The organism is Microbacterium sp. NPDC089190, assembly GCF_040701795.1.
In the GTDB taxonomy this organism is placed as follows: domain Bacteria; phylum Actinomycetota; class Actinomycetes; order Actinomycetales; family Microbacteriaceae; genus Microbacterium; species Microbacterium galbum.
Genome location: NZ_JBFBHF010000002.1, coordinates 111,535 through 133,632, shown reverse-complemented (window position 1 = coordinate 133,632; position 22,098 = coordinate 111,535). Strand labels below are relative to the sequence as shown.

Sequence of the window (22,098 nt, the reverse complement as noted above, 5' to 3'; positions counted from 1 at the left end):
ACGGATAGTCGTGCGGGTAATTCATCGAATGCCGGTGTAAGGTTTTTCGTATTATGGCTATGAAGCACATCACGCACCTCGTCGATGATCTCGACGGAACGGTCCTCGAAGACGGACAAGGAAAGCAGATCACTTTCTCGGTCGAAGGCCGTGCTTATGAGATCGATCTCTCCGACCGGAATGCGGACAAGTTCTATTCGGCGATCGCACCTTTCGTGGATGCCGCTCGCTCGGTCTCGCGCGGTGCCTCCACGACGCGTCGATCACGCGCCCCCCGCCGCTCCAGCGACGTCGACCTCGGTGCCGTCCGCGAATGGGCGCGGGCGAACGGACACACGGTGAGCGACCGCGGCCGTGTTCCCTCGACCATTCTCGACGCGTACGCCGACGCGAATTCCTGAGGTCGCTCCGGATTCGCCGGTCGGTTCGCCGACGGCCGACATCGCGTCGAGCGCGGTGACCCAATTCGCCGTGCTCGACGCGCTGATGGCGGGCGTGTATTCCGCGGGTATTCCGGTTTCCGATGCGGTGGAGCTCGGAGACACCGGGATCGGCTGCTGCGAAGGTCTCGGCGGCGAAGTCGTCATCCTCGACGGCACGCCGTTCGAGTGCACGCCGGACGCCCCGCCGCGCCGGATGGAGCCGAGCGAGACGCTGCCCTTCGTCGACGTGTGCGCGATGGGCGAGGGGGTCGCCACCGTGGTGCGCGACGCCGACTTCGCCGACCTCGAGAGCCACGTCGACGCCCGGCTGGCCAGCCGCAACCTCTTCCACGCCGTGCGCCTCGACGGCGTGATGGCGCGGGTGCGCACGCGCGTCACGCGACGGCAGGAGCCGCCGTTCCGCCCGCTCGCGGACGTCGCCGCGGAGCAGATCGAAACGGTGGCGTCCGACTGCACGGGTTCTCTCGTCGGGTTCTGGATGCCCCGGATCTATCAGGGCATCACGGTCGCCGGGCTCCACCTGCATTTCCTCGCCGACGATCGCACCGTCGGCGGCCACGTTCTCGACGTGCGCGTGGGCGAGGGCAGCCTGCGCATGACGGCATATGCGCGTTTCGCGCTCCGGTTGCCGGACGACGAGCAATTCCGGCGCACGGAACTCACGCACGACGAGGATCATCGGATCGTCGCGGTCGAGAGTCGGCCGGCCGTTCCGGAAACCGGTGAAAGCTGACGAAGAAGCGGGTGAATTCGTAATATCGCGCCCCGGGGAGGCGCGAATTGCCGCCTTACGATCGGCGCATGGCGAAAAAGCACATCACGCAGGTGATCGACGATCTCGACGGTTCGGTCATCGATGACGGAACCACCGTCCACTTCTCCCTCGAAGGGCGTTCGTACGAGATCGATCTCTCGAGTGAGAATGCCGACAAGCTTCGCGAGGCTCTTTCGCCTTTCATCTCCGCCGGTCGCGCCGTCGGCTTTTCTTCGCCGTCCGCCCGCAAGGAATCGCGGCGCCGCCCCGCGCCCACCCGCGACCTGGTCGACGTCCGCACGTGGGCCGAGAAGAACGGCTATTCCATCAATACACGCGGACGTATTTCGGAGGTCGTCCTCGCGGCGTACGACGCTGCACACTGAGTGGTCGAAAGAAAGCCGGATGCCGTGGGAAACGGCATCCGGCTTTCTTCGTCCCGGGCGTGTCAGACGAAGGCGCCGTCGCCCGCTCCGACAGCGAGACGCTCGGCGGCGAGTCCCTCGGCGGCGGCGAGCGGGGTGACCCCGCGCGACTGCGCCTCGTCGAACACGCGGCGCACGGTGTCGCCGATGTCGGCCACGCGCCCCATGATCTGCTCCAGCGTCCCGCGCTGCTTGGCCACGAGGTCGAGGTAGATCACGCCGCCCGCGTTCACCACGAAGTCGGGGGCGTACAGGATGCCGCGCCGCGCGAGCCGCTCGGCACCCGAACGCTCGGCGAGCGGGTTGTTGGCGGGGCCGCAGACCGCGCGCGCGTCGAGGGCGTCGATCACCGCGTCGGTGAGCACACCGCCGATCCCGGCGGGAACGAAGACATCGGCCGGCACGAGGTGCGCCTCGCTCGGCTCGACCCACGCGGCGCCCAGCTCGGCGGCCAGCGCGCGCTTGGCGGGGTTGACGTCGGTGACGGTCAGCGTCGCGCCCTCGGTCGCGAGGCGCTCGGCGAGCCGGCTGCCGACCTGGCCGAGACCGGCGATCGTGATGCGGCGACCGGACACGTCGCTCGTGCCGACCGCGCGCTCCAGCGTCGCGACGAGGGAGGCGTAGACGCCGAGGCTCGTGGGCCCGGCCGGCTCGCCCGACCCGCCCACGGCGTCGGGCAGGCCCACGACGTGCGCCGTGCGCTCGCTCACCACGAGCATGTCGTCGGTGGTGGAGCCCACGTCCTCGGCCGTGCGGTAGAGGCCGCCCAGGCTCTCGACGGCGTCGCCCAGGTCGAGGAAGGCGGCACGGCGGCGCTCGGCGTCGAGGACCGTGCCCTCGGGGAGGCCGATGACGCTCTTTCCGCCGCCGGCGTCGAGTCCGGCGGCCGCGTTCTTCAGCGTCATCGCCGCCGAGAGGCGGAGGGCGTCGCCCAGGGCGTCGGTCCAGGAGGGGTAGGTCCACAGTCGCGCTCCGCCGAGGGCGGAGCCGAGGACCGAGGAGTGCAGCGCGACGGCGATGAACAGGCCGCTGCGGCGCCCCGTCATCACCTCCACGCGCTCGTGGGCGAAATCGGGCAGGGGCAGGGCGTTGGTCATCGCGTTCCTTGTCGTCGGTCGCCTTGTGGGCGGCACGTTTCGAACGCCGCGGCGTTGCGGCATCCACCCTCCATTCTGGCGCGCGCCGCCGCCGAGCGCGACGCCGCCGCGCGCGGGTGACCGCCGAGGTTCGCCGTTCGGCGCCGGAGCCGCACCGCATGTGCGGTCTCGGCCCGGCCTCGGGCGGCGGAGCGGCGCGACGACGGGCCTAGGCTGACGGGCATGACCGACGCCCTGCCCGCCCGGAGTCGCCTCGTCGCCGCGTCGCTGGAGGCGGCCGGCATCAACGGGAAGATCGTCGTCCTGCCGGATGCCGCGTCGACGGCCGCCCTGGCGGCCGCAGCCCTCGGCATCGCGGTGGGCGCGATCGCGAACAGCCTCGTGTTCTGGAGCGACGACGAGCCACTGCTCGTGATGACCAGCGGCGCGCACCGCGTCGACACGACGGCGCTGGCCGAGAGACTCGGGCGCGGCGCGATCCGGCGGGCGACGCCGGAACAGGTCCTCGCCGCGACCGGTCAGCCGATCGGGGGAGTCGCGCCGACCGGGCACCCCGCTGCGCTGACGACCGTGGTCGACGAGGACCTCGCCGCGTTCCCGCAGATCTGGGCCGCGGGCGGGACGCCGCACACGGTGTTCCCGCTGACCTTCGACGAGCTCGTGCGGCTGACGGGCGGCACGGTGGCGCGGGTCGCCTGAGGTCACGCCGGAGATTCGCGGCGTCAGGGTGGCGCGACGCGACGCGGGGTGGGCCCCGAGGCAATTTCCGGGGGCCCGGGGCCACGTGGCGGAGTGATTGGCCGGCGCGGGGCGGGATGGAGCGGGTCGCGGGGTGGGCCCGGGGCCATTTCCGGCGCCCGGGGCCACCTCGAGCGCCCCGACCGGAGGGGGAAGGGCCGGGCGGCGCGGCGGGGGGTCCGCGCCGCCCAGCGGGCTCACGCCAGGGGGGACGGCGTGAGGGCGGTGAGGCAGACGACGGCGGCCGCGGCCGACCACGCCTGCGGGCGGCACGCCGCGGGGTACGGCGTGGGCACGGAGGAGTCGGTGCGCGGGTCGCCGCTGTGCAGCTCGGGCACGCGGTATGCGAAGCCCTCGGCGGCATCCAGGAGTCCGTCGACGACGGCCCGGGCCTCGGTGGTCAGGCCCGCACGCAGCATGCCGTGGGCGGCGATCGCGGTGTCGTGCACCCAGACGCTGCCGCCGTGGTACGACAGGGGCCAGTACCCGTCGGCGCCGGTCGACATCGTGCGGATGCCGTACCCGCTCGACATGCTCTCGCCCAGCAGAAGCGACGCGATGTGCCGTTCCTCGTCGGGGGAGAGGATGCCGGTGCCGATCAGGTGCCCGATGTTGCTGGTGAGGGTGTCGACCGGCCGCTTGGCGTTGTCGAGGGCGACGGCGGGGTACCGGCCCTCCGGCGTCTGCACCCAGTACGTGTCGGCGAAGCGCGCCTTGAGGTCGAGCGCCCACGTGCGCCAGAACGCGATGTCGTCGGCATCCGTGTCCGCTCCGAGGGCCTCGAGCAGATCGGCGCCGGCGAGGGCGGCCTCGTAGGCGTACGCCTGCACCTCGCACAGGGCGATCGGACCCTCGGCGAGGCTTCCGTCGCGCCACTGGATCGAGTCGCCGGAGTCCTTCCAGCCCTGGTTCGACAGGCCGGTGCCGAGGCGGTCGATGTAGTCGAGGAAGCCGTCGCCGTCGCTGTCGCCGCTGTCGCGGATCCAGCCGAGCGCCGCGCGCAGCGCCGGCAGGAGTTGCCGCACCTCGGCCTCGGGCATGCCGGCGCGCCACGCATCGGCGAGCAGGCAGATCCACAGGGGGGTGGAATCGACGCTGCCGTAGTACTTCGGCGGCAGCACGATGCCCTCGCCCGGGATCTCCAGCGACGATGCCCGCAGCTCGTGCAGGATCTTGCCCGGCTCCTGCGCCGTCTGGGCGTCATCGTCGGTCCCCTGCAGACGCGCGAGCACGCGGAGGGTGGATGCCGCGATCTCGCGGTCGAGGGGGAGGGCCAGGCGGGCGGCCCAGATCGAGTCGCGTCCGAAGAGCGTGAAGAACCAGGGCGCACCGGCCGCGAAGAACTCGTCGTCGGGGTGGTCGGGGAGCACGAGGCGCAGTGCGTCGAGATCGTCGAGCGCCGTGCGCAGCCATCGGGCGAGGCGCGGGTCGGCGGCGGCGGATGACACGGCAGCGGCGTCCCAGCGGGCCGGGACGGCGGGCGAGTCGACGACGAGCGTGTCGTCGCGAAGGCTCAGCGTGAAGCCCACCTGGACCTCGCCGAAGGCGGGCACGTCGACGTCCCACGCGGCCTCGACGCCCGCGTCGCCGAGGGAGATCCCGGCCCCGGGGGCGTGGAGGGAGAGTCCCTGGGCCCCGGCGTCGACGCGCACGCCCTCTCGCTCGGGCACCGTCTCGGCGGCCCGGGGGTGGGCGTGGCCCGACTTCACCTCGTGCAACTGGGCGAACTCCGGCGTCAGGCGCAGACGCAGGGTGGTGCGGAGGGGCCGGTCGACGCGCGAGCGGATGATCCACGACTCGCTGACGAGACCGTCGTCGACCCGGCGGTCGCGCACCAGCCGCACCTTCGGGTCGGGGGTGGTGTCGTCGACTCCGCGGAGGAGCCCGCCGAAGACCACGCGCGAGGCGCCGTCGGGGGCGGTCGAAATCCACTCGATCGGCGAGTCGTCGCACGAGGCCGTGAGCGCGCTGACGTGACGCACGTCGCCGTGGTAGACCCCGTGAACGGCGGCCGTGCCGATGGCGCCCGTCGCGTCCGACCACACCTGGGTGGGGGCGCGCAGCACGATGAGGGCGTCGTTGAGGAGCGGTTGCAGGGGCATGGTCTCGGTGGTCGTCCCGTTCGGCGAGGTGGTGGGGGCGGTGGTCATTCTTTGACGGCTCCTTCGCTGGCGTTCATGATGCGGCGCTGGAAGATGAAGAACACCACGGCGACCGGGATCGTCATCAGGGCCGCGGCCGCGAGTTTGAGGGGGAATTGGCTGCCCTGGCTGAGCTGCCCGCTGGCGAGGGATGCCACGCCCTTGGTCAGCGTGGTCAGCTCGGGCGACTGGGTGGAGATGACGAAGTGGCTGAGCTCGTTCCACGACCCCTGGAACGACAGGATCACGATCGTGATGAGCGCGGGGCGCGCCATCGGCAGCACGACCGACCAGAAGATGCGGAAGGTCCCCGCTCCGTCGATGCGGGCCTGCTCCTCGACGGACGGCGGGATCGACTCGAAGAAGTTCTTCATGATGAACACGCCCGCGGCATCCACGAGGAGGGGCAGGATCATGCCGGCGTACGAGTCGTACATGCCCAGCTGATTGATCACGAGGAACTTGGGGATCAGCAGCACCACCGCCGGGACGGCCATGACCGCGACGAGGCCGGCGAACACGATGCCGCGACCGCGGAACTGCAGGCGCGCGAGGGCGTAGCCGGCGAGGGAGTTGAAGAACACCCGGCCCGCGGTGACGAACACCGTCACGACGACGGAGTTGCCGAACCACACGGGGAAGTCGGAGTTCAGGAACAGGCGCTCGTACGCGGCCCACGTGAAGGGCTGCGGGACGAGCGAGATCGGGTCGGCCGCGGCGGCGGCATCCGACTTGAAGGAGGTCGCCACCTGCACCAGGAACGGATAGATGTACACGAGGGCGAGCACGAGCAGCAGCACGTACAGGCCGATCTGCCAGCGCAGGGTCTTCGCCGACATGCGGTGCTTCGCGGGGCGCGTGGGGCCGTCGACGCGCTGCTCGGCGAGCACCGTCGTCTGCGGGGATGCCGTGGCGGTCATCGCTTCGCTCCCTTCGCGCCCTCGCGGGGCAGTTCGTACTGACGGAGGCGCCGGCGCGAGACCGGGCGGTCGCGCAGCACGAAGCGCTGGAGGATCGTGAGGGCCACGATGATGACGAACAGCACGAAGGCGATCGCCGCACCCTGTCCCCACTGCTGCGAGAGGAACGCGGACGAGTAGCTGAGGTAGGCCGGAGTCAGGGTCGTCTTGCCGGGACCGCCCTGGGTGCCGGTATAGATCTGGTCGAACACCTGCCAGGTGCCGATGAGGCCGAGGGTCAGCACGGTGAACAGCACGGGCTTGAGCTGCGGCAGGGTCACACGCCAGAAGCGCTGCCAGCCGTTCGCGCCGTCCATCATCGCGGCTTCCTGCACGTCGGCGCCGATGTTCTGCAGCCCCGCGATGAACAGGAGCATGAAGGTGCCCGAGGTCGTGAACACGGCCATGAGGATGAACGCCGACATCGCCACCGACGGACCGGCGAGCCAGTCCCACCACGACACGCCGAGCATCGTGTTGCCGGTGAGGAAGGCGGGGCCGCTTGTGACGCCCAGCGCGCCGAGAAGGTTGTGCACGACGCCCGAGGGATCGCTGAACCAGTTCGGCCCGTTGATGCCGAGCCACGAGAGCACCTCGTTGACCGCCCCGGATGCCGAGAAGAGGAACAGCCACAGCACGGTGATCGCGACCGAGCTGGTCACCGAGGGGAAGTAGAACGCGGTGCGGAAGAGGCCGCGACCGCGCAGCACGGCGCGGTTGACGAGCACCGCGAGGAAGAGCGAGAGGGCGGTCTGCAGCGGGACGACCAGCAGCACGTACCAGGCGTTGTTGCGCAGGGCCGTGCCGAAGTCGCGCTCGGCGAGCCCGCCGCCGGTGGTCACGGCGGCGTAGTTGTCGAGGCCGACGAAGCCGACGTTCGAGGAGAACGGACTGCCGCGCCCGGTCCAGTCGGAGAAGCTCACCCACAGCGCCATGAGCACGGGGACGAGGAGGAACACGCCGAGAATGATCAGCACCGGGGCGGTGAACAGCCAGCCGGCGGCGGCCTCGCCGCGCCGGATCCCCGCGGAGGGGGATCCGGCCCGACGAGGCGCTGCGGTGAGAGCGCTCATGATTACTTGACGATGGCCTCGAGGTTGGACTGCGCCGTCGACAGCAGCGCCTGCGGGTCACCGGTCTTCAGCGACTCCAGCTGGGCGTTGAAGTCGGTGATGACGTCGGCCGCCCCGGCCATGTTCGGCGGGAACTGCGCGTAGTCGGCACCCGCGAGGAACGCGGTCTTGTCGGGGTTGGCGGTCGACCATGCATCGGCGGCCGACTGGATCGAGGGCATCGGGCCGAACGCCTTCGAGAAGGCCAGCTGCTGATCGGTGCCGGTCAGGTACTCCACGAGAGAACGGGCCTGCTCCTGGTTCGCGCTGTCGGCGGCCATGCCCCAGCAGTTGGTGAACTGCAGCGTTCCCTTGCCGCCGGGGCCCGCGGGGAGCTCGGCGACCTGGTACTTCACGGTGGGGTAGTCGGCCGACATCGCGCCCGAGATCCAGTTGCCCTCGATGACCATCGCGGCCTTCTGGGTGCCGAACGCCTCGCCGCCCCAGCCCGCGCCCACGTCGGAGGCGAAGGCGAAGGTGCCGTCGTTGAGGTGCGTCTTGACGTACGTCAACGCCTCGACGTTGGCGGCACTGTCGGCGGTGGCCGTGCCGTCGGTGACCAGTCCGCCGCCGGCCTGGGCCATGAAGGCGCCCACGCGCTGGTACTCGGCGCCGAAGGCCAGACCCACGCGCCCGTCGGTGGTGAGCTTCTGGGCGACGGATGCCAACTGGTCCCACGTCGTGGGGATGTCGGCATCCGTGAGTCCCGCTGCCGCCCACAGGTCGGTGTTGATGATCAGCGCGAGCGTGGAGAAGTCCTTGGGAGCGCAGAAGAACTGACCGTCGACGGTGAAGTTGTCGACGAGCGAGGGGTAGAAGTCGCTCTTGTTCGACAGGTCGTCGCCGTACGCCTGGATCGAGCCGTTCGCGGCGTAGCCGGCGAGGGCCTCGGGGGCGAGGTAGAACAGGTCCGGCGGCGAGCCGGCCGCGAAGCCCTGAGAGAGCTGCTGGGGGAGGTCGTTGGCGGTCTGGACCTCGGCCTCGACGCCGGACTGCTCGCTCCATGCGGCGACGGCGTCGGTGACGGCCGTGGTCTCGGCGTCGCCTGAGGAGCCGATGAGCAGCGTGAGTTTGCCGCCGCCCGAGGCCTGACCTTCGCCGGGGGTGTCGGTGAAGCCCGACCCGCACGCGGTGAGCGTGAGGGCTCCGGTGGCGAGCAGGGCGCCGGCGGTGAGCCAGAGGCGGACAGGGTGCCGTGTCATGTGTCTCTCTCCTTCGATGAGGCATGCGACCCCTCCGAGTGCGCGGAGGGCCGTCTTTTGAACGTTCAAATGACGGTTCGACTACGGTAAGGAACGGCGGGGCGCGATGTCAAGCCGTCGACACGCGGCCTAGGCTGACGGGCGTCCGCCACGTCCACGGAGGCCGGCACGGCATCCGATCCGGCCGCCCGACGTGATCGACGGCTGACACCCCGGGGGGAGGAAGACATGACCAAGGCGCCCACCATCGATGACGTCGCGCGCATCGCAGGCGTCTCGCGGCAGACCGTGTCGAACGTCGTGAACACTCCCGACATCGTCCGCGAGGCCACGCGCCTGCGCGTCGAGGCCGCCATCGCCGAGCTCGGCTACCGCCCCCACGCCGCCGCGCGGCGCCTGCGGACGCGGCGCAGCTCGACCATCGGCATCCATCTCGATCCCTACGCCGGCGGCATCGCCGGGGTCGTGCTCGACCGATTCGTCCACGCCCTCACCGAGAGCGCCGGCGAGCGCGACATGCGCGTGCTGCTGTACGCCGCGCGGACCGCGGAGGAGGAGATCGACCGGCTCGCCGATCTGCTGGAGGGGGGAGAGGTGGATGCCGTCGTCATCACCGGCACCTTCCACGGCGACCCCCGCACCGGGTGGCTGAACGCCCGGGGTCTGCCGTTCGTGTCGTTCGGTCGGCCGTGGGGCGAGGACGACGTCGAGGCGCCCGCCCACCTGTGGGTCGATGTCGACGGCGCGGCGGGGACGCGGGCGGCGACCGTCCACGCGCTCGAGCGCGCGACCGGACGCGTCGCGTTCCTCGGGTGGCCCGAGGGGTCGGGGACGGGCGACGAACGAGAGCGCGGATGGAGCGAGAGCGTCGGAGCAGCGCGCGGACCGCGCTGGGTCGTCGAAGACAGCGTCGCCCTCGCCCGTGACGCGGTCGAGGCGGGCCTGCGCGTCGATGCCGACGTCACCGCCATCGTGTGCGCGAGCGACTCTCTCGCCATCGGCGCGCACCTCGCGACCGCCCTCACCGGCCGCCCCGACATCCGCGTCATCGGGTTCGACAACACCCCCGCGGCCGAGGCTCTGGGGCTCTCGAGCGTCGAACAGCTGCCCGAGCGGGTGGCATCCGGAGCCCTCGACCTGCTGATGGGCGAGAATGGCACGGTGGTGGCGCCCCGCCCCGCGACGGCGGGAGCCGCGCACGTGCTCGTGGAGCCGCGGCTCATCGTGCGCTGACGCGCGGGGCGTTTTCCGTGTCGCGGCCGCAGTCCGCTGTCGAGTGTCCGGAACCCCCGGACGTCTCCGAGACCCGTCCGGGTGTTGTGGACGATCGACGCGCCGTGCGGGGCGTGGGGCTGCCGGGGGCGTCGGCGCGCGTGACGGAGAAACCGCGCGGAACGCCTGAAGCCCGCTCGAGTGTCCGAGAGACGCCGTACCGGCGCGGGTGCCTGCGGCGTGTCGTGGACACTCGTCGGAGTGTGCGGCCGCGTCAGGCGGGGCGGCCGATGCGGCGGGCGAGCTCGGTGGCGGAGACGATCGCGGCCTCCGCCAGCGCGTCGGCGTCGCGAAGCGGCCCCTCGGCCGGCCACGTGATCGCGACCGCGGCGGCCGGCCAGCCGGCGTGGTCGAGCACCGGGGCGGCGACGGAGCGGAATCCGGGGGTGACCTCGCCGTTCTCGCTCGCGTGACCGGCCGCGCGCACCTCGCGCAGGAGCTCGCGCAGGGAGCGCGGGGTCGCGGGGCCCACGCCGTGCCGCTGCGTGAGGGCGGTGGCATCCGGGAACAGGGCCCGCACCTGCTCGCGGGGGAGGGCGGCGAGCATCGCCCGGCCCGTGGCCGTGAGGTGGGCGGGAAGCCGCACGCCCACGTCGGTCACGAGCGCCGGGCGCCGCGGAGCGCGCTCCTCGACGATGTAGAGCACGTCGCGACCGGCGAGCACGGCGAGGTGCGCGCTCTCGCCGACGCGGTCCGACAGGGCGGCGAGCAGGGGACGCCCGAGGCGCGCGAGCGGCTGCTGGCGGGCGTAGCCGCCGCCCAGCTCGAACGCGGCGGTGCCCAGCCCCCAGCGACGCTCTCCGGGCAGGTGCACGACGTAGCCGTGCTGCTCGAGGGTCGCCAGCAGGTGGTAGACGCTGGAACGGGGGAGCCCGAGAGTCGTCGCGATCGTCTGAGCGGCCATCGGGCCCGGCTGCCGCGCGAGCAGCGAGAGGATCCGCAGCGTCTGATCGGCGGCGGGCACCTGCGGGCGGACATTGTCTGGCATGACAGACACAGGATGCCAGAACCCCGCCGTTCCGCGACAGGGGACGCGATGGAATCGGCGTATGCACACGAGCCTCACCGTCGGATCCGTTACCGTCGGATCGACCCCCCTCCGCCCCCACGACGTCGTCGACGTCGCCCGCCACGGCGCCGGGGTGGTCGTGGACGAAGATGCTCTGCGGCGCGTCGCCGACACGCGCGCCCTCATCGAAGCACTCGCCGACGACCCGCAGCCGCACTACGGCATCTCGACCGGGTTCGGGGCACTCGCGACCACCTTCATCGCCGACGACCGCCGCGCGCAGCTGCAGGCGAGCCTCATCCGCTCGCACGCGGCCGGCACCGGAGCGGAGGTCGAGCGCGAGGTCGTCCGCGCCCTCATGCTGCTGCGCCTGCAGACCCTCGCGACCGGGCGCACGGGCGTGCGCCCCGCCGTCGTCGAGACCTACGCGGCGCTGCTGAACGCGGGCATCACCCCCGTCGTGCGCGAGTACGGCTCGCTGGGCTGCTCGGGCGACCTCGCTCCGCTCTCGCACGTCGCCCTCGCCGTGATGGGCGAAGGGGAGGTCCGGGACGCCGCGGGGCGGATCCGCCCCGCCGCCGATGCCCTCGCCGCCGCCGGGATCGAGCCGCTCGTGCTGCGCGAGAAGGAAGGGCTGGCGCTCATCAACGGCACAGACGGCATGCTTGGCATGCTCCTGCTCGCCGTGCACGACCTCGAGACGCTGCTGACCACGGCCGACGTCGCCGCGGCGATCTCGATCGAGTCCCAGCTGGGGACGGATGCCGTCTTCGCGGCCGACCTCATGGCGTTGCGGCCGCAGCGGGGTCAAGCCGCCTCCGCGGCGAACCTCCGTGCGCTGCTAGCCGGCTCACCGCTGGTCGCGAGCCACCGCGGCCCCGAGTGCACGCGCGTGCAGGACGCCTACTCGCTGCGCTGCGCGCCCCAGGTGCACGGCGCCGCCCGCGACACCCTGACCCACGCCGCGCAGATCGCCGAGTGCGAGCTGGCATCCGCCGTCGACAATCCCGTCGTGACCGTCGACGGACGCGTCGAGTCGAACGGCAACTTCCACGGCGCTCCGGTGGCGTACGTGCTCGACTTCCTCGCGATCGCGGTGGCCGACGTGGCATCCATGTCGGAGCGGCGCACAGACCGGGCCCTCGACGTGGCGCGCAGCAATGGTCTGCCGCCGTTCCTGGCCGACGAGGTCGGCGTCGACTCGGGCCTGATGATCGCGCAGTACGCGGCGGCGGGCATCGTGTCGGAGCTCAAGCGGCTCGCGGCGCCCGCGTCGGTCGACTCGATCCCCTCGAGCGCGATGCAGGAGGACCACGTCTCGATGGGATGGGCCGGGGCCCGAAAGCTCCGTCGCGCCGTCGACGGCCTCGCGCGCGTGCTCGCCATCGAGGTGCTCACGGGATGCCGCGCCCTCGACCTGCGCGCGCCGCTGCAGCCCGCGGCGGCCACGGGAGCCGTGCACGACCTCGTGCGCGCGCGCGTGCAGGGACCGGGACCCGACCGCTTCGTCGCGCCCGAGATCGAGGCCGTCACCGAGCTCGTCGCCTCCGGAGCAGTCGCCCGGACCGCCCTCGCCCTGATCGAAGGAGATCACGCATGACCGACACCACCACGACCGACGCTCTCGCGACCCCGTCCGATGCGGACGCTGGCCGCAGGGCATCCGGGATCCGGGCCGCCCGCGGCGCGACCCGAACCGCGAAGAGCTGGGGAGCCGAGGCCGCCAAGCGCATGCTCATGAACAACCTCGACCCCGAAGTGGCCGAGCGCCCCGACGACCTCGTCGTGTACGGCGGGACGGGACGCGCCGCGCGTTCGTGGGCCGCGTACGACGCGATCGTGCGCACGCTCGACGAGCTCGAGCCCGACGAGACGCTGCTCGTGCAGTCGGGCAAGCCCGTGGGCGTCTTCCGCACGCACGAGTGGGCGCCGCGCGTGCTCATCGCCAACTCGAACCTCGTCGGCGACTGGGCCACGTGGCCGGAGTTCCGCCGGCTCGAGGAGCTCGGACTGACGATGTACGGCCAGATGACGGCCGGGTCGTGGATCTACATCGGCACGCAGGGCATTCTGCAGGGCACATACGAGACCTTCGCGGCCGTCGCCCGCTCGCTCGGCCGGGAGTCGCTCGCGGGCACCCTCACGCTCACTGCCGGGTGCGGGGGGATGGGCGGCGCGCAGCCCCTCGCGGTCACCATGAACGGCGGTGCCGTGCTCATCGTCGACGTCGATCGCGCGCGCCTCGACCGCCGCGTCGCCCACGGCTATCTCGACGAGGTCGCCGACGATCTCGACACGGCGATCGCGCGCGTGAGCGCCGCCCGCGCGGGCGAGGCCCGGTCGGTCGGCGTCGCGGGCAACGCGGCGGAGGTCTTCCCGGAGCTGCTGGCCCGTGGCATCCGGATCGACATCGTCACCGACCAGACGAGCGCGCACGACCCCCTGTCGTACCTCCCCGCCGGCGTCTCGGTCGACCAGTGGCAGGCCGAGGCGGCCCGCGACCCCGAGGACTTCACCCGCCGGGCGCGCGAGAGCATGGCCGCGCACGTGGAAGCGATGGTCGGCTTCCAGGATGCCGGGGCCGCGGTGTTCGATTACGGGAACTCGATCCGTCGCGAGGCGGAGCTCGGCGGCTACGACCGCGCTTTCGCCTTCCCGGGCTTCGTGCCCGCCTACATCCGCCCGCTGTTCGCCGAGGGCAAGGGGCCGTTCCGCTGGGTGGCGCTGTCGGGAGACCCCGACGACATCGCCAAGACCGACCGCGCTGTCGCGGAACTGTTCCCGCACGACACCGCCCTGCACCGCTGGCTCGAGAAGGCCGGAGAGCAGGTGCACTTTGAGGGGCTGCCCGCGCGCATCTGCTGGCTCGGCTACCAGGAGCGGCATCTGGCGGGGCTGAAGTTCAACGAGATGGTCGCGTCTGGCGAGCTGTCGGGGCCGATCGTGATCGGCCGTGATCACCTCGACGCGGGCTCGGTCGCCTCGCCCTATCGCGAGACCGAGGCGATGGCCGACGGATCCGACGCGATCGCCGACTGGCCGCTGCTGAACGCGCTGCTCAACACCGCCAGCGGAGCGTCGTGGGTGTCGATCCACCACGGCGGAGGCGTCGGTATCGGCCGCAGCATCCACGCCGGACAGGTGTGCGTCGCCGACGGCACGCCGCTGGCCGCGGAGAAGCTCGCGCGCGTGCTCGTCAACGACCCCGGCACCGGCGTCATGCGCCACGTGGATGCCGGGTACGACCGCGCTCGCGAGGTCGCCGCCGAACGCGGCCTGACGGTGCCGATGTGGTGAACGCGTCCGCGCGGGGCACGGGTGAGCCGGTCGATGGTGCATCGGCGGCGACGGAGTCGACCGGGGCCGTCGACGCCGGAGGGTCGTTCTGGCTCACCGGCATCGGCGAGCTGACGACCAACGTCGCCGTCGGCGGTGATCCCTGCGGCACGATCTGCGATGCGGGGGTGCTCGTCCGCGACGGGCGCGTCGCGTGGGTCGGGCCGGGTGGGGCCGACGGCTCGCCGCTCCCGGGCCCCGATGGTCTCCCCGTCATCGATGCCGGGGGCCGCGCGGTGATACCGGGCTTCGTCGACAGTCACACGCACCTCGTCTTCGCGGGGGATCGCGCGGAGGAGTTCGCGGCCCGCATGGCGGGCGAGACGTATGCCGCGGGGGGCATCCGCACCACCGTCGCCGCGACTCGTGCCGCGTCCGACGACGATCTGCGCGTGCGCCTGCGGAGCCTCGTCGACGAGTGCCGTGCGCAAGGGACGACCACGATCGAGGTCAAGACCGGCTACGGCCTCGACGTCGAGACCGAGACGCGCCTCGCCCGCCTCGCCGCCGAGGTGACCGAGGAGGTCACCTTCCTCGGCGCGCACGTGGTGCCCGCGGAGTTCGCCGGCCGGGCCGACGCCTACGTCGATCTCGTCGCCGGTCCGATGCTCGCTGCGGTCGCACCCGCCGCGCGATGGATCGACGTGTTCTGCGAGGACGGCGCATTCACGGCCGGCCAGGCGCGGCGGGTGCTCGAGGCGGGTCGGGCGGCGGGTCTCGGCATCCGGGTGCACGGCAACCAGCTCGGTCACGGCGACGGAGTGAGGCTCGCCGTCGAGTGCGGTGCGGCCGCCGTGGACCACTGCACCTACCTGAGCGACGCCGACGTGGAGGCGCTCGCCGCCTCGGACACGGTGGCGACCTTGCTGCCCGGGGTGGAGTTCTCGACGCGGCAGCCGTATCCCGACGCCCGGCGGTTGCTCGACGCCGGCGTCACCGTGGCGCTCGCGAGCGATTGCAACCCCGGGTCGAGCTTCACCAGCTCGATGCCCCTGATGGTCGCCCTCGCGGTGCGGGAGATGGGGATGACGCCGGCCGAAGCGGTCTGGGCAGCGACGGCCGGGGGAGCGCGGGCGCTTCGTCGCTCCGACGTCGGTGCGATCGCGCCCGGGATGCGGGCCGACCTCGTGCTGCTCGACGCGCCGAGCCGCGTGCATCTCGCCTATCGGCCGGGTGTGCCGCTCGTGCGCCGTGTCTGGAAGGACGGCGTGGAGCCGCGGCCTATGGCGTGAAGAGTTCGAACTCGTCGGGGGCGACGGCATCCACGTCGTCCCAGGTTCCGTCGTGCCACGTGAAGACGGCGACCGCGCACGTGACCATGCGCACGTCCCGATCGGCGAGACGGGAGACGAGGGCGCTCATGCCGGGGTCGTGCGCGACGACCATGACCTCGTCGCCACCCGCGTCGCGCGCCGCCGCCAGCAGTCCATCCGGCTCGGCGAGGTAGAGCTCGGCCTGCTCGGTCACCTCGGCGTCGAAGGTGCGCGCGAACACCGCAGCCGTCTCGCGCGCCCGCAGGGCCGTGCTCGACAGCAGGATCTCGGGACGCACTCCCGCCCGCAGCACTGCGCGCGCGACCGTCGGGGCGTCGCGCCGGCCGCGATCGTTGAGGGGCCGGTCGTGATCGTCGAGGCCTTCATCGGCCCAGTCGGATTTCGCGTGACGCGCGAGCACGAGTTGGATCATCGTCTTTCCGCCATTCCTGCCAGGAGCTCCAGAACGCACAGGGCGGCGAGTCGCACCGTGCGGGCGTCGTCGGTGTCTGCCGTGGCATCCACCTCGACGATGTCGGCGCTGGTCACGCCGGGGTCTCGGGCGAGCCCGCGCACGAGAGCGCGCAACTCCCACGCGGCCAGCCCGCCGGGCACGCTCGCGGGGCATCCGGGCGCCACGGCGCGGTCGCACACATCGACGTCGATGTCGAGGTGGATGCCGCCGGCGGCGGCCGCGGCGTCCGCGTCCTCGTTCGTGGGGCGCGCCTCTGCCGCGCCGGCCACGCGCAGGGCGTGCGACACGACCTCGTCGATGCCGCGGCGGCGCACCTCGTCGAGGGTGATGACGGTGATACCGGCGTCGGCGGCGCGGCGCGCGTACGCGGCCGAGTTGGCGAAGTCGGCGATACCGATCTGCACGATGCGGTGAGGGTCGAGACCGTCGGCGATGAGACGGCGGACGGGCGAGCCGTTGGATTCGCCGTCGCGCAGGTCGAAGTGCGCGTCGAGGGTGATGAGACCCTGTGAGCCGCGGCCCTGCGCCACCGCGTACGTCGCGGAGTTGTCTCCGCCGAGGGCGATGACGAGTCGCGACGACGCCAGCGCGGCGACGGCTGCGCGCACCCGAGCTTCGCCGTCGCGGCCGTCGGGCTCGTCGACGTCGCCCGCGTCGGCGATGCGCAGGTGCGCGGTCAGGTCGATCGCGGGCGGGCCGATCAGCGTCGGTGAGAAGCGGCGCAGGGCGGCGCGGACCGCCGCCGGGGTCTCGCCGGCGCCGGTGGGCGACAGAGAGGTGCGCCAGGCAGGCACGCCGAGGAGGACGGCATCCGTCCCCTCCGCCGGTGAGGGCCAGTCACCGGCCCGGGGCCACAGGGGATCGACCGACAGCGCGCTCATGCGGCCACGTAGACCCAGGCGCGCAGGCCGCTCGCCAGCGAGACCGACGCGCGACGGTAGAGCGAGACCTCGTACTCGTCGGCCGCGTCGAGTTCATCGGGCGTGAGGCGGAGGACGCGTCCGAACACGCGGTCGCGCGGATCGTCGGTGCGGCGAAGGATCGGATGCTTGTCGAGCCCCGACAGCTGGGCGACCCGTTCGTCACCCACGTCGGTCCACTCGAGACGGTAGCCCGGCAGCGCGTCGTCTTCTCCCTCAAGCAGACGGCCGAACGTGTCGAGCTGCACGTCGGGCAGCTGCAGCGTCCCGTAGGTGAAGAGGCACTCCGCCGGCCCCGAACCGTCGCTCACGAGGCTCAGGCTACCCAGCGCGGCGTGTCGGCGGGCGGTGCGACGCGACACGAATGTGCGCGCCCGGCCGCGGATCATCACGAGCCCCAGATGAAGTGGGCCACGGTGAAGATGACGACCCCGGCCAGGGCCCCCACGATCGTGCCGTTCAGGCGGATGTACTGCAGGTCGCGGCCCACCATGAGCTCGATCTTCTCGGTGGTCTCCTCGGCATCCCACCGCTCGACGGTGTCGGTGATGATCGAGGCGATGTCGTGCCGGTACCGACCCACGACGAAGACCGCCGCATCGGTGACCCAGCCGTCGACCCGCCGTTGCAGGGTCTCGTCGTGCTGCAGTCGCTCGCCCACCTCGGCCAACGCGGCGGAGGCCCGTCGGCGCAGGGCGCTCTCGGGGTCGGCGAGGGAGCGCAGCAGTCCGGCCTTGGCGGTGTTCCACGCGTCGGCGGCGAGCTGGCGCACCCGGGGGCTGTCGAACACGGCGGCCTTGGCCTCCTCGAGGCGCACCATGGTGGCGGGGTCGTGCTGCAGATTGTCGGCGAGGCGCGCGAGGTAGCCGTCGATGGCGCCGCGCGCCTGGTGGCGGGGGTCGGCGCGCACGGCGTCGACGAACTGCACGGCCTCGCGGTAGACGGTGTCGTCGACGAGGCGCGCGGCCATGCTCGGGACCCACGAGGGCAGACGCCGCGACACGAGCCCCTGGAACGTGTCGCGGTTGTTGGCGAGCCACACGGCGATGTTGTCGAGGGCCAGGTCGACGGCGCCGTGGTGCGCGCCGGAGCCGACCACGCGCTGCAACCACCCACCGATCGAGGGGCCCCAGTCGGGCGAGAGCAGGTGCTCGCGCGCGAGGTCTTCGATCAGGCCCTGCACGTCGTCGTCGTCGAGGGCCGTGAGCACGCTGGTGGCGAGCGTGGCCCCCTCCGCGGCGACGCGGTCGGCGTGGGCAGGATCGGCCAGCCATGCTCCGGCCCGCGCCGACAGCGGGGTCGACTCGAGCTTCGTGCGCACGACGTCGCCCTCGAGGAAGTTCGTCTCGACGAACTCGCCGAGCTGCCGCCCGATCTCGTCCTTCCGGCGCGGGATGATCGCGGTGTGGGGGATGGGCAGTCCCAGCGGATGCCGGAAGAGAGCGGTGACGGCGAACCAGTCGGCGAGGGCGCCGACCATGCCGCCCTCCGCCGCCGCGCGCACGTACTGCAACCACTCGACCTCGCGCTGCAGCGAGAAGGAGACGGCGAAGACGAGGGCCATCGCCAGCAGCGCCCCGAGGGCCACTCCCTTCATCACGCGCAGCGCGCGCCGACGCTCCTGGTCGGCCGGGCTGAGGGCGGCCGTGGGTGTGCGGGCCATCAGGCGGTCACCGGTCCGAGCCACGCGGTCGCCGCGGTCGAGTGCGCGGACTCCGGGTCGGAGGGGTGGAACATCCCGGCGAGCACGTCGCGGTAGAGCCGGCTGAGCTCGTTGCGGGACGAGTAGGCGGAGCCTCCGCCGACGAGGATCGCGTCATCGACGACGGACTTCGCCATCGTCACGGCCCGATGCTTGACGCCCGCGAGCAGCGAGAACCATCGCCCGCCGTGGTCGGCGAGGGCGTCGACGTCGTGGGCGAGGGCGGCGAGCTGCGGGGGGAGCGCCTCGTACGCGAGGGCCATGTCGGCCACGCGCCAGCGGATATCGGGGTCGTTGGCGTAGGTGGTGCCCGTCTTCTTCGAGCGGCGCGAGGTCGCCGCCTCGACCGCGAGTTCCAGGGCGCGGCGGGCGATGCCCGTGTAGACCGAGGCGAGAAGGATCTCGAACACGGAGAAGATCCCGAACACCAGCGGATCGGGCTGCGGGCCCGGGTCGAGCCGGCGCACCACCCGGCGCGCGGGCGCGTGCGCGCCGCGCAGCTCGGTGGTGCGGCTCTGGGTGCCGCGCATGCCGAGGGTGTCCCAGTCGTCGCGGCTGACGACGGAGTCATCGCGATCGAGGAAGGCGAACACCATCTTCGGGCCGTCGGGCGACGTGCTGTCGAGCCCGTGGACGCCGAGGTGGTCCCACGCGGGGGAGAGGGAGGTGAAGATCTTCGTGCCGGTGAACCGGTAACCGCCCTCGCCGTCGGGCTCGGCTGTCGTGTCGCTGCCGAACAGCACGAGATCGTTGCCGGCCTCGCTGATGCCGAACGCGAAGACCTCGCCCGCCGCGGCGCCCTCCTCGACGAAGGACAGATCATCGATCCCGCGGTCGCGCAGCACCTTGGCCACCCCGGTCCACACGAGATGCATGTTCACCGCGAGCGCCGTGGCGGGCGCCGCCCCGGCGAGCCGCTGCTGCAGCACCGACGCCTCGGCGAGGCCGAGGCCCCCGCCGCCCCGCTCCTCGGAGACCAGGATGCCGAGATACCCCGCCGCGCGCAGCTCGTCGAGGTCGTCGTGGGGGAACGTGTTCTCGCGGTCGTGGACGACCGCCCGCTCGCGCATCCGCGCCAGCAGATCGTCGGGCAGATACCGAGCCGGATCGAACGAGGTCATGGCATCCATTCTGCTCGTGACCGCCGACATCGCGGCCGGGGGTGACAGGGGGGTCGAGGCGCCGTAGGCCTCGAGGCTCCGTGCGCGCGCGCCCGTTCGGCCGCCGTGCGCCGATCGCCCCCCAGAATGGATGCCATGATCTCGACCGAGATGGCCCTGGCCCTGCGCGAGGCGGGTCTGGTGTGGCATCCGCGATCCGGCGACCGTTTCCAACTCGACGAGCCCGAGTTCGAGGCCGACGTGTTCACCGTGAGCGAGATGACGGTCGAGCCGCGCGAGTATCCCACGGGGCGCACCCTGGCCTTCAACGGCACGACCGAGTGGGCGCTGGACTCCGTGGCGACCGAGGAGGCGCTGTGGCTGCCGTCGGAGCTGCAGCTGCGCGAGCTGCTGCGCTCGACGTTCCGCTCGCTGCGGCGGCTGTCCGACACCTACGAGGTCGAGATCTCGATCGGCGGCTCCACCCTCGTGTTCGACCACCCCGCTCCCGAGGACGCCTACGCGCTCGCCGTGCTGGAGCTGCTGCGCCGCACGCACTGATCGTCCCACTGCCGTTCGCTCCCGGTGGCCCCGCCGGGGCCGCGGGTAGCGGGTTCGGGGCGTGATCCTGCGGTCCGGGCGCGGGAATCGCGCCCCGACGTGCGGAATGCACCCCGAACCGCGCCCGGGCCCGTGCCCGAGCGGCTCCCATGGGTTCCGGCGGGGCCGTGGATGCCGGGCGGTCGGCGACCGGTCAGGTGATGGTCTCGACCGGCTCGGTGTCGGGGATCGGGCTGGCGTCGCGGTGGCGCAGGTCGGGGAAGCCGCGCACGCAGACCGCGGCGACGACGAAACCGGCGATCGCGAAAGCCGCCGCCGCGACGTAGGCCCCGGTGGGGCCGATGCCGTCGATGAGGAGCCCGGCGACGGCGGAGCCGGCGGCGGCGCCGATGAGCTGCCCGGTGCTGATCCAGCCGTAGGCCTCGGCGGTCTCGCTGAAGCGGACGCTCGCGGAGGTCATCGCGAACATCACCGCGAGGGCGGGGGCGATGCCGGCGCCGGCGACCAGCAGGGTCGCTCCCAGCCACCATGCGTTGAGCGAGACGATCGTGAGCGACAGGCCCAGGGCGACGATCGCGAGGCGGCGCGCCATGGCCCAGGGGCCGATCGGGATGTGGCCGAACGAGAGTCCGCCCGCGAGGCTGCCGACGGCGAAGACGGCGAGGATGAGCCCGGCCTCGAGGCCGCCGTGGTCGAAGGTCGCGACCACGCCCGCCTCGACCGCGGCGCACGCGCCGATGAGGAGGAACCCGGTCGCGGTGGCGAGGATCACGGGCGGCTTGGCCAGGACGCGCCCCAGACCCCGACGGCTGCGCGGGATGCGGACGCGGCCGACCTCGGGGCTGAGGATGAACCAGGCGCCGCCGCCGAGCAGGATGACGACGACGAGCAACAGCCCGGGGACGGTGCCGACCTGGGTCGCGACGAGGGTGATGAGCACCGGTGCGAGCACCCAGATGATCTCCTGCAGCGAGGCGTCGAGCGAGTACAGCGGGGTGAGCTGCTTCGAATTGACCATCTTCGGGTAGATGGTGCGCACGGCCGACTGGATCGGCGGTGTCGAAAGGCCCGCGACGAGGCCGAGCGTCATGTACAGGGGCAGCGGCATCTCGATGAGCGCGAGAGTGGCGATGGCGGCCGCGCACACGAGCAGCGTGACGGTGAGGACGCGGCGCATGCCCCAGCGCCCCATCCACCGGCTCGTGACCGGGCCCGCGACGGCCTGCCCGATACTCGTGGCGGCCAGCACCAGGCCCGCGGCGCCGTACGACCCCGTGACGTGCTCGATGTGCAGCAGGACGGCGAGGCTCGTCATGCCGTTGGGGAAGCGCGCGGTCAGCTGCGCGGCGATGATGCGCCCCACGCCAGGGGTTCGAAGCAGTTCGCGGTAGCCGGCCACCGCACAACGCTACAGCGCGGTTCGGACATCCGTGTCGACGGCGGGTGTCGTGCGCAGGGGGAGCGCCGGCCCTGCGCCCCGGACGCACGCGGTCGTGTCGAGATCACGCCGTCCTCGGGGATCGGATGCCGTGCTCTCGCGCGGACCGGGGGATCTCGATCGGCGGCCGGTGGGGCCGGTCCGGCGACACGCCGCGACAC

Annotated in this window: 21 protein-coding genes; 9 read left to right on the top strand and 12 right to left on the bottom strand. The window is 72.3% G+C overall.

Going from position 1 to position 22,098, the window contains the following annotated elements; translation table 11 throughout:
• Positions 1-59 precede the first annotated feature (59 nt).
• The 3 genes from AB0230_RS06445 (at position 60) to AB0230_RS06435 (ending at position 1,583) form a co-directional block, all read left to right on the top strand.
• Positions 60-401: an Lsr2 family protein gene (locus AB0230_RS06445; protein ID WP_363543930.1), complete on the top strand. Its 342-nt coding sequence runs from the start codon at positions 60-62 to the stop codon at positions 399-401.
• A gap of 70 nt (positions 402-471) precedes the next feature.
• Positions 472-1,176, top strand: a complete 705-nt coding sequence (locus tag AB0230_RS06440; RefSeq protein WP_366374667.1) for an acetolactate decarboxylase — start codon at positions 472-474, stop codon at positions 1,174-1,176.
• Positions 1,177-1,244: 68 nt separating this feature from the next.
• Positions 1,245-1,583: an Lsr2 family protein gene (locus AB0230_RS06435; protein WP_315994716.1), complete on the top strand. Its 339-nt coding sequence runs from the start codon at positions 1,245-1,247 to the stop codon at positions 1,581-1,583.
• A 62-nt stretch (positions 1,584-1,645) separates the two neighbouring features.
• On the opposite strand, the gene AB0230_RS06430 is transcribed toward AB0230_RS06435, so the two are convergent.
• The gene (locus tag AB0230_RS06430; protein WP_366374665.1) at positions 1,646-2,719 is read right to left on the bottom strand and encodes a Glu/Leu/Phe/Val dehydrogenase dimerization domain-containing protein; all 1,074 of its coding nucleotides are present in this window, start codon (positions 2,717-2,719) and stop codon (positions 1,646-1,648) included.
• Positions 2,720-2,941: 222 nt separating this feature from the next.
• On the opposite strand from AB0230_RS06430, the gene AB0230_RS06425 reads away from it, so the two are divergent.
• The gene (locus tag AB0230_RS06425; RefSeq protein WP_366374663.1) at positions 2,942-3,418 is read left to right on the top strand and encodes a YbaK/EbsC family protein; all 477 of its coding nucleotides are present in this window, start codon (positions 2,942-2,944) and stop codon (positions 3,416-3,418) included.
• Between the two features lie 236 nt (positions 3,419-3,654).
• Here the strand turns inward: AB0230_RS06425 and AB0230_RS06420 are convergent, their stop codons facing one another.
• Genes AB0230_RS06420 through AB0230_RS06405 form a run of 4 tightly spaced genes read right to left on the bottom strand, consistent with a single transcriptional unit; the run spans position 3,655 to position 8,871 of the window.
• Positions 3,655-5,607: a glycogen debranching N-terminal domain-containing protein gene (locus AB0230_RS06420; RefSeq protein WP_366374661.1), complete on the bottom strand. Its 1,953-nt coding sequence runs from the start codon at positions 5,605-5,607 to the stop codon at positions 3,655-3,657.
• Entirely contained in the window at positions 5,604-6,518 is a 915-nt protein-coding gene (locus tag AB0230_RS06415) for a carbohydrate ABC transporter permease (protein WP_363389696.1), read from the bottom strand. Before AB0230_RS06415 ends, AB0230_RS06420 begins: the two co-directional genes overlap by 4 nt.
• On the bottom strand, positions 6,515-7,630 hold the full coding sequence (locus AB0230_RS06410; protein WP_363389693.1) for a sugar ABC transporter permease: 1,116 nt from the start codon (positions 7,628-7,630) through the stop codon (positions 6,515-6,517). Before AB0230_RS06410 ends, AB0230_RS06415 begins: the two co-directional genes overlap by 4 nt.
• A gap of 2 nt (positions 7,631-7,632) precedes the next feature.
• The gene (locus AB0230_RS06405; protein WP_363389690.1) at positions 7,633-8,871 is read right to left on the bottom strand and encodes an extracellular solute-binding protein; all 1,239 of its coding nucleotides are present in this window, start codon (positions 8,869-8,871) and stop codon (positions 7,633-7,635) included.
• A gap of 228 nt (positions 8,872-9,099) precedes the next feature.
• On the opposite strand from AB0230_RS06405, the gene AB0230_RS06400 reads away from it, so the two are divergent.
• On the top strand, positions 9,100-10,104 hold the full coding sequence (locus tag AB0230_RS06400) for a LacI family DNA-binding transcriptional regulator (protein WP_363389687.1): 1,005 nt from the start codon (positions 9,100-9,102) through the stop codon (positions 10,102-10,104).
• A gap of 253 nt (positions 10,105-10,357) precedes the next feature.
• Here AB0230_RS06400 and AB0230_RS06395 read toward each other — a convergent pair whose 3' ends face one another.
• Positions 10,358-11,131, bottom strand: coding sequence for an IclR family transcriptional regulator (locus AB0230_RS06395; protein WP_366374658.1), 774 nt, complete (start codon positions 11,129-11,131; stop codon positions 10,358-10,360).
• Between the two features lie 61 nt (positions 11,132-11,192).
• Between AB0230_RS06395 and hutH the strand changes: the two genes are divergently transcribed.
• The 3 genes from hutH (at position 11,193) to hutI (ending at position 15,720) form a co-directional block, all read left to right on the top strand.
• On the top strand, positions 11,193-12,752 hold the full coding sequence (gene hutH / locus AB0230_RS06390; protein WP_366374656.1) for a histidine ammonia-lyase: 1,560 nt from the start codon (positions 11,193-11,195) through the stop codon (positions 12,750-12,752).
• The gene (gene hutU, locus AB0230_RS06385) at positions 12,749-14,449 is read left to right on the top strand and encodes a urocanate hydratase (RefSeq protein ID WP_366374654.1); all 1,701 of its coding nucleotides are present in this window, start codon (positions 12,749-12,751) and stop codon (positions 14,447-14,449) included. Before hutH ends, hutU begins: the two co-directional genes overlap by 4 nt.
• Positions 14,450-14,550: 101 nt before the next feature.
• Positions 14,551-15,720, top strand: a complete 1,170-nt coding sequence (hutI, locus tag AB0230_RS06380; protein ID WP_366375469.1) for an imidazolonepropionase — start codon at positions 14,551-14,553, stop codon at positions 15,718-15,720.
• Here the strand turns inward: hutI and AB0230_RS06375 are convergent.
• The 5 genes from AB0230_RS06375 to AB0230_RS06355 form a co-directional block, all read right to left on the bottom strand.
• A complete protein-coding gene (locus AB0230_RS06375) occupies positions 15,710-16,174 on the bottom strand; it encodes a histidine phosphatase family protein (protein ID WP_315994705.1) in 465 nt (154 codons plus the stop codon). The two genes, hutI and AB0230_RS06375, sit on opposite strands and share 11 nt — an antisense overlap.
• Positions 16,171-17,097, bottom strand: a complete 927-nt coding sequence (locus tag AB0230_RS06370; protein ID WP_366374651.1) for an arginase family protein — start codon at positions 17,095-17,097, stop codon at positions 16,171-16,173. Before AB0230_RS06370 ends, AB0230_RS06375 begins: the two co-directional genes overlap by 4 nt.
• On the bottom strand, positions 17,094-17,447 hold the full coding sequence (locus tag AB0230_RS06365; RefSeq protein ID WP_363578576.1) for a gamma-glutamylcyclotransferase family protein: 354 nt from the start codon (positions 17,445-17,447) through the stop codon (positions 17,094-17,096). Before AB0230_RS06365 ends, AB0230_RS06370 begins: the two co-directional genes overlap by 4 nt.
• A gap of 77 nt (positions 17,448-17,524) precedes the next feature.
• A complete protein-coding gene (locus tag AB0230_RS06360; RefSeq protein ID WP_315994702.1) occupies positions 17,525-18,799 on the bottom strand; it encodes a DUF445 domain-containing protein in 1,275 nt (424 codons plus the stop codon).
• On the bottom strand, positions 18,799-19,959 hold the full coding sequence (locus AB0230_RS06355) for an acyl-CoA dehydrogenase family protein (protein ID WP_366374649.1): 1,161 nt from the start codon (positions 19,957-19,959) through the stop codon (positions 18,799-18,801). Before AB0230_RS06355 ends, AB0230_RS06360 begins: the two co-directional genes overlap by 1 nt.
• 135 nt (positions 19,960-20,094) lie before the next feature.
• Between AB0230_RS06355 and AB0230_RS06350 the strand changes: the two genes are divergently transcribed.
• Entirely contained in the window at positions 20,095-20,499 is a 405-nt protein-coding gene (locus AB0230_RS06350; protein ID WP_366374647.1) for a pilus assembly protein CpaE, read from the top strand.
• A gap of 193 nt (positions 20,500-20,692) precedes the next feature.
• Here AB0230_RS06350 and AB0230_RS06345 read toward each other — a convergent pair whose 3' ends face one another.
• Positions 20,693-21,898: an MFS transporter gene (locus AB0230_RS06345; protein ID WP_315994699.1), complete on the bottom strand. Its 1,206-nt coding sequence runs from the start codon at positions 21,896-21,898 to the stop codon at positions 20,693-20,695.
• Between the last annotated feature and the right edge of the window lie 200 nt (positions 21,899-22,098).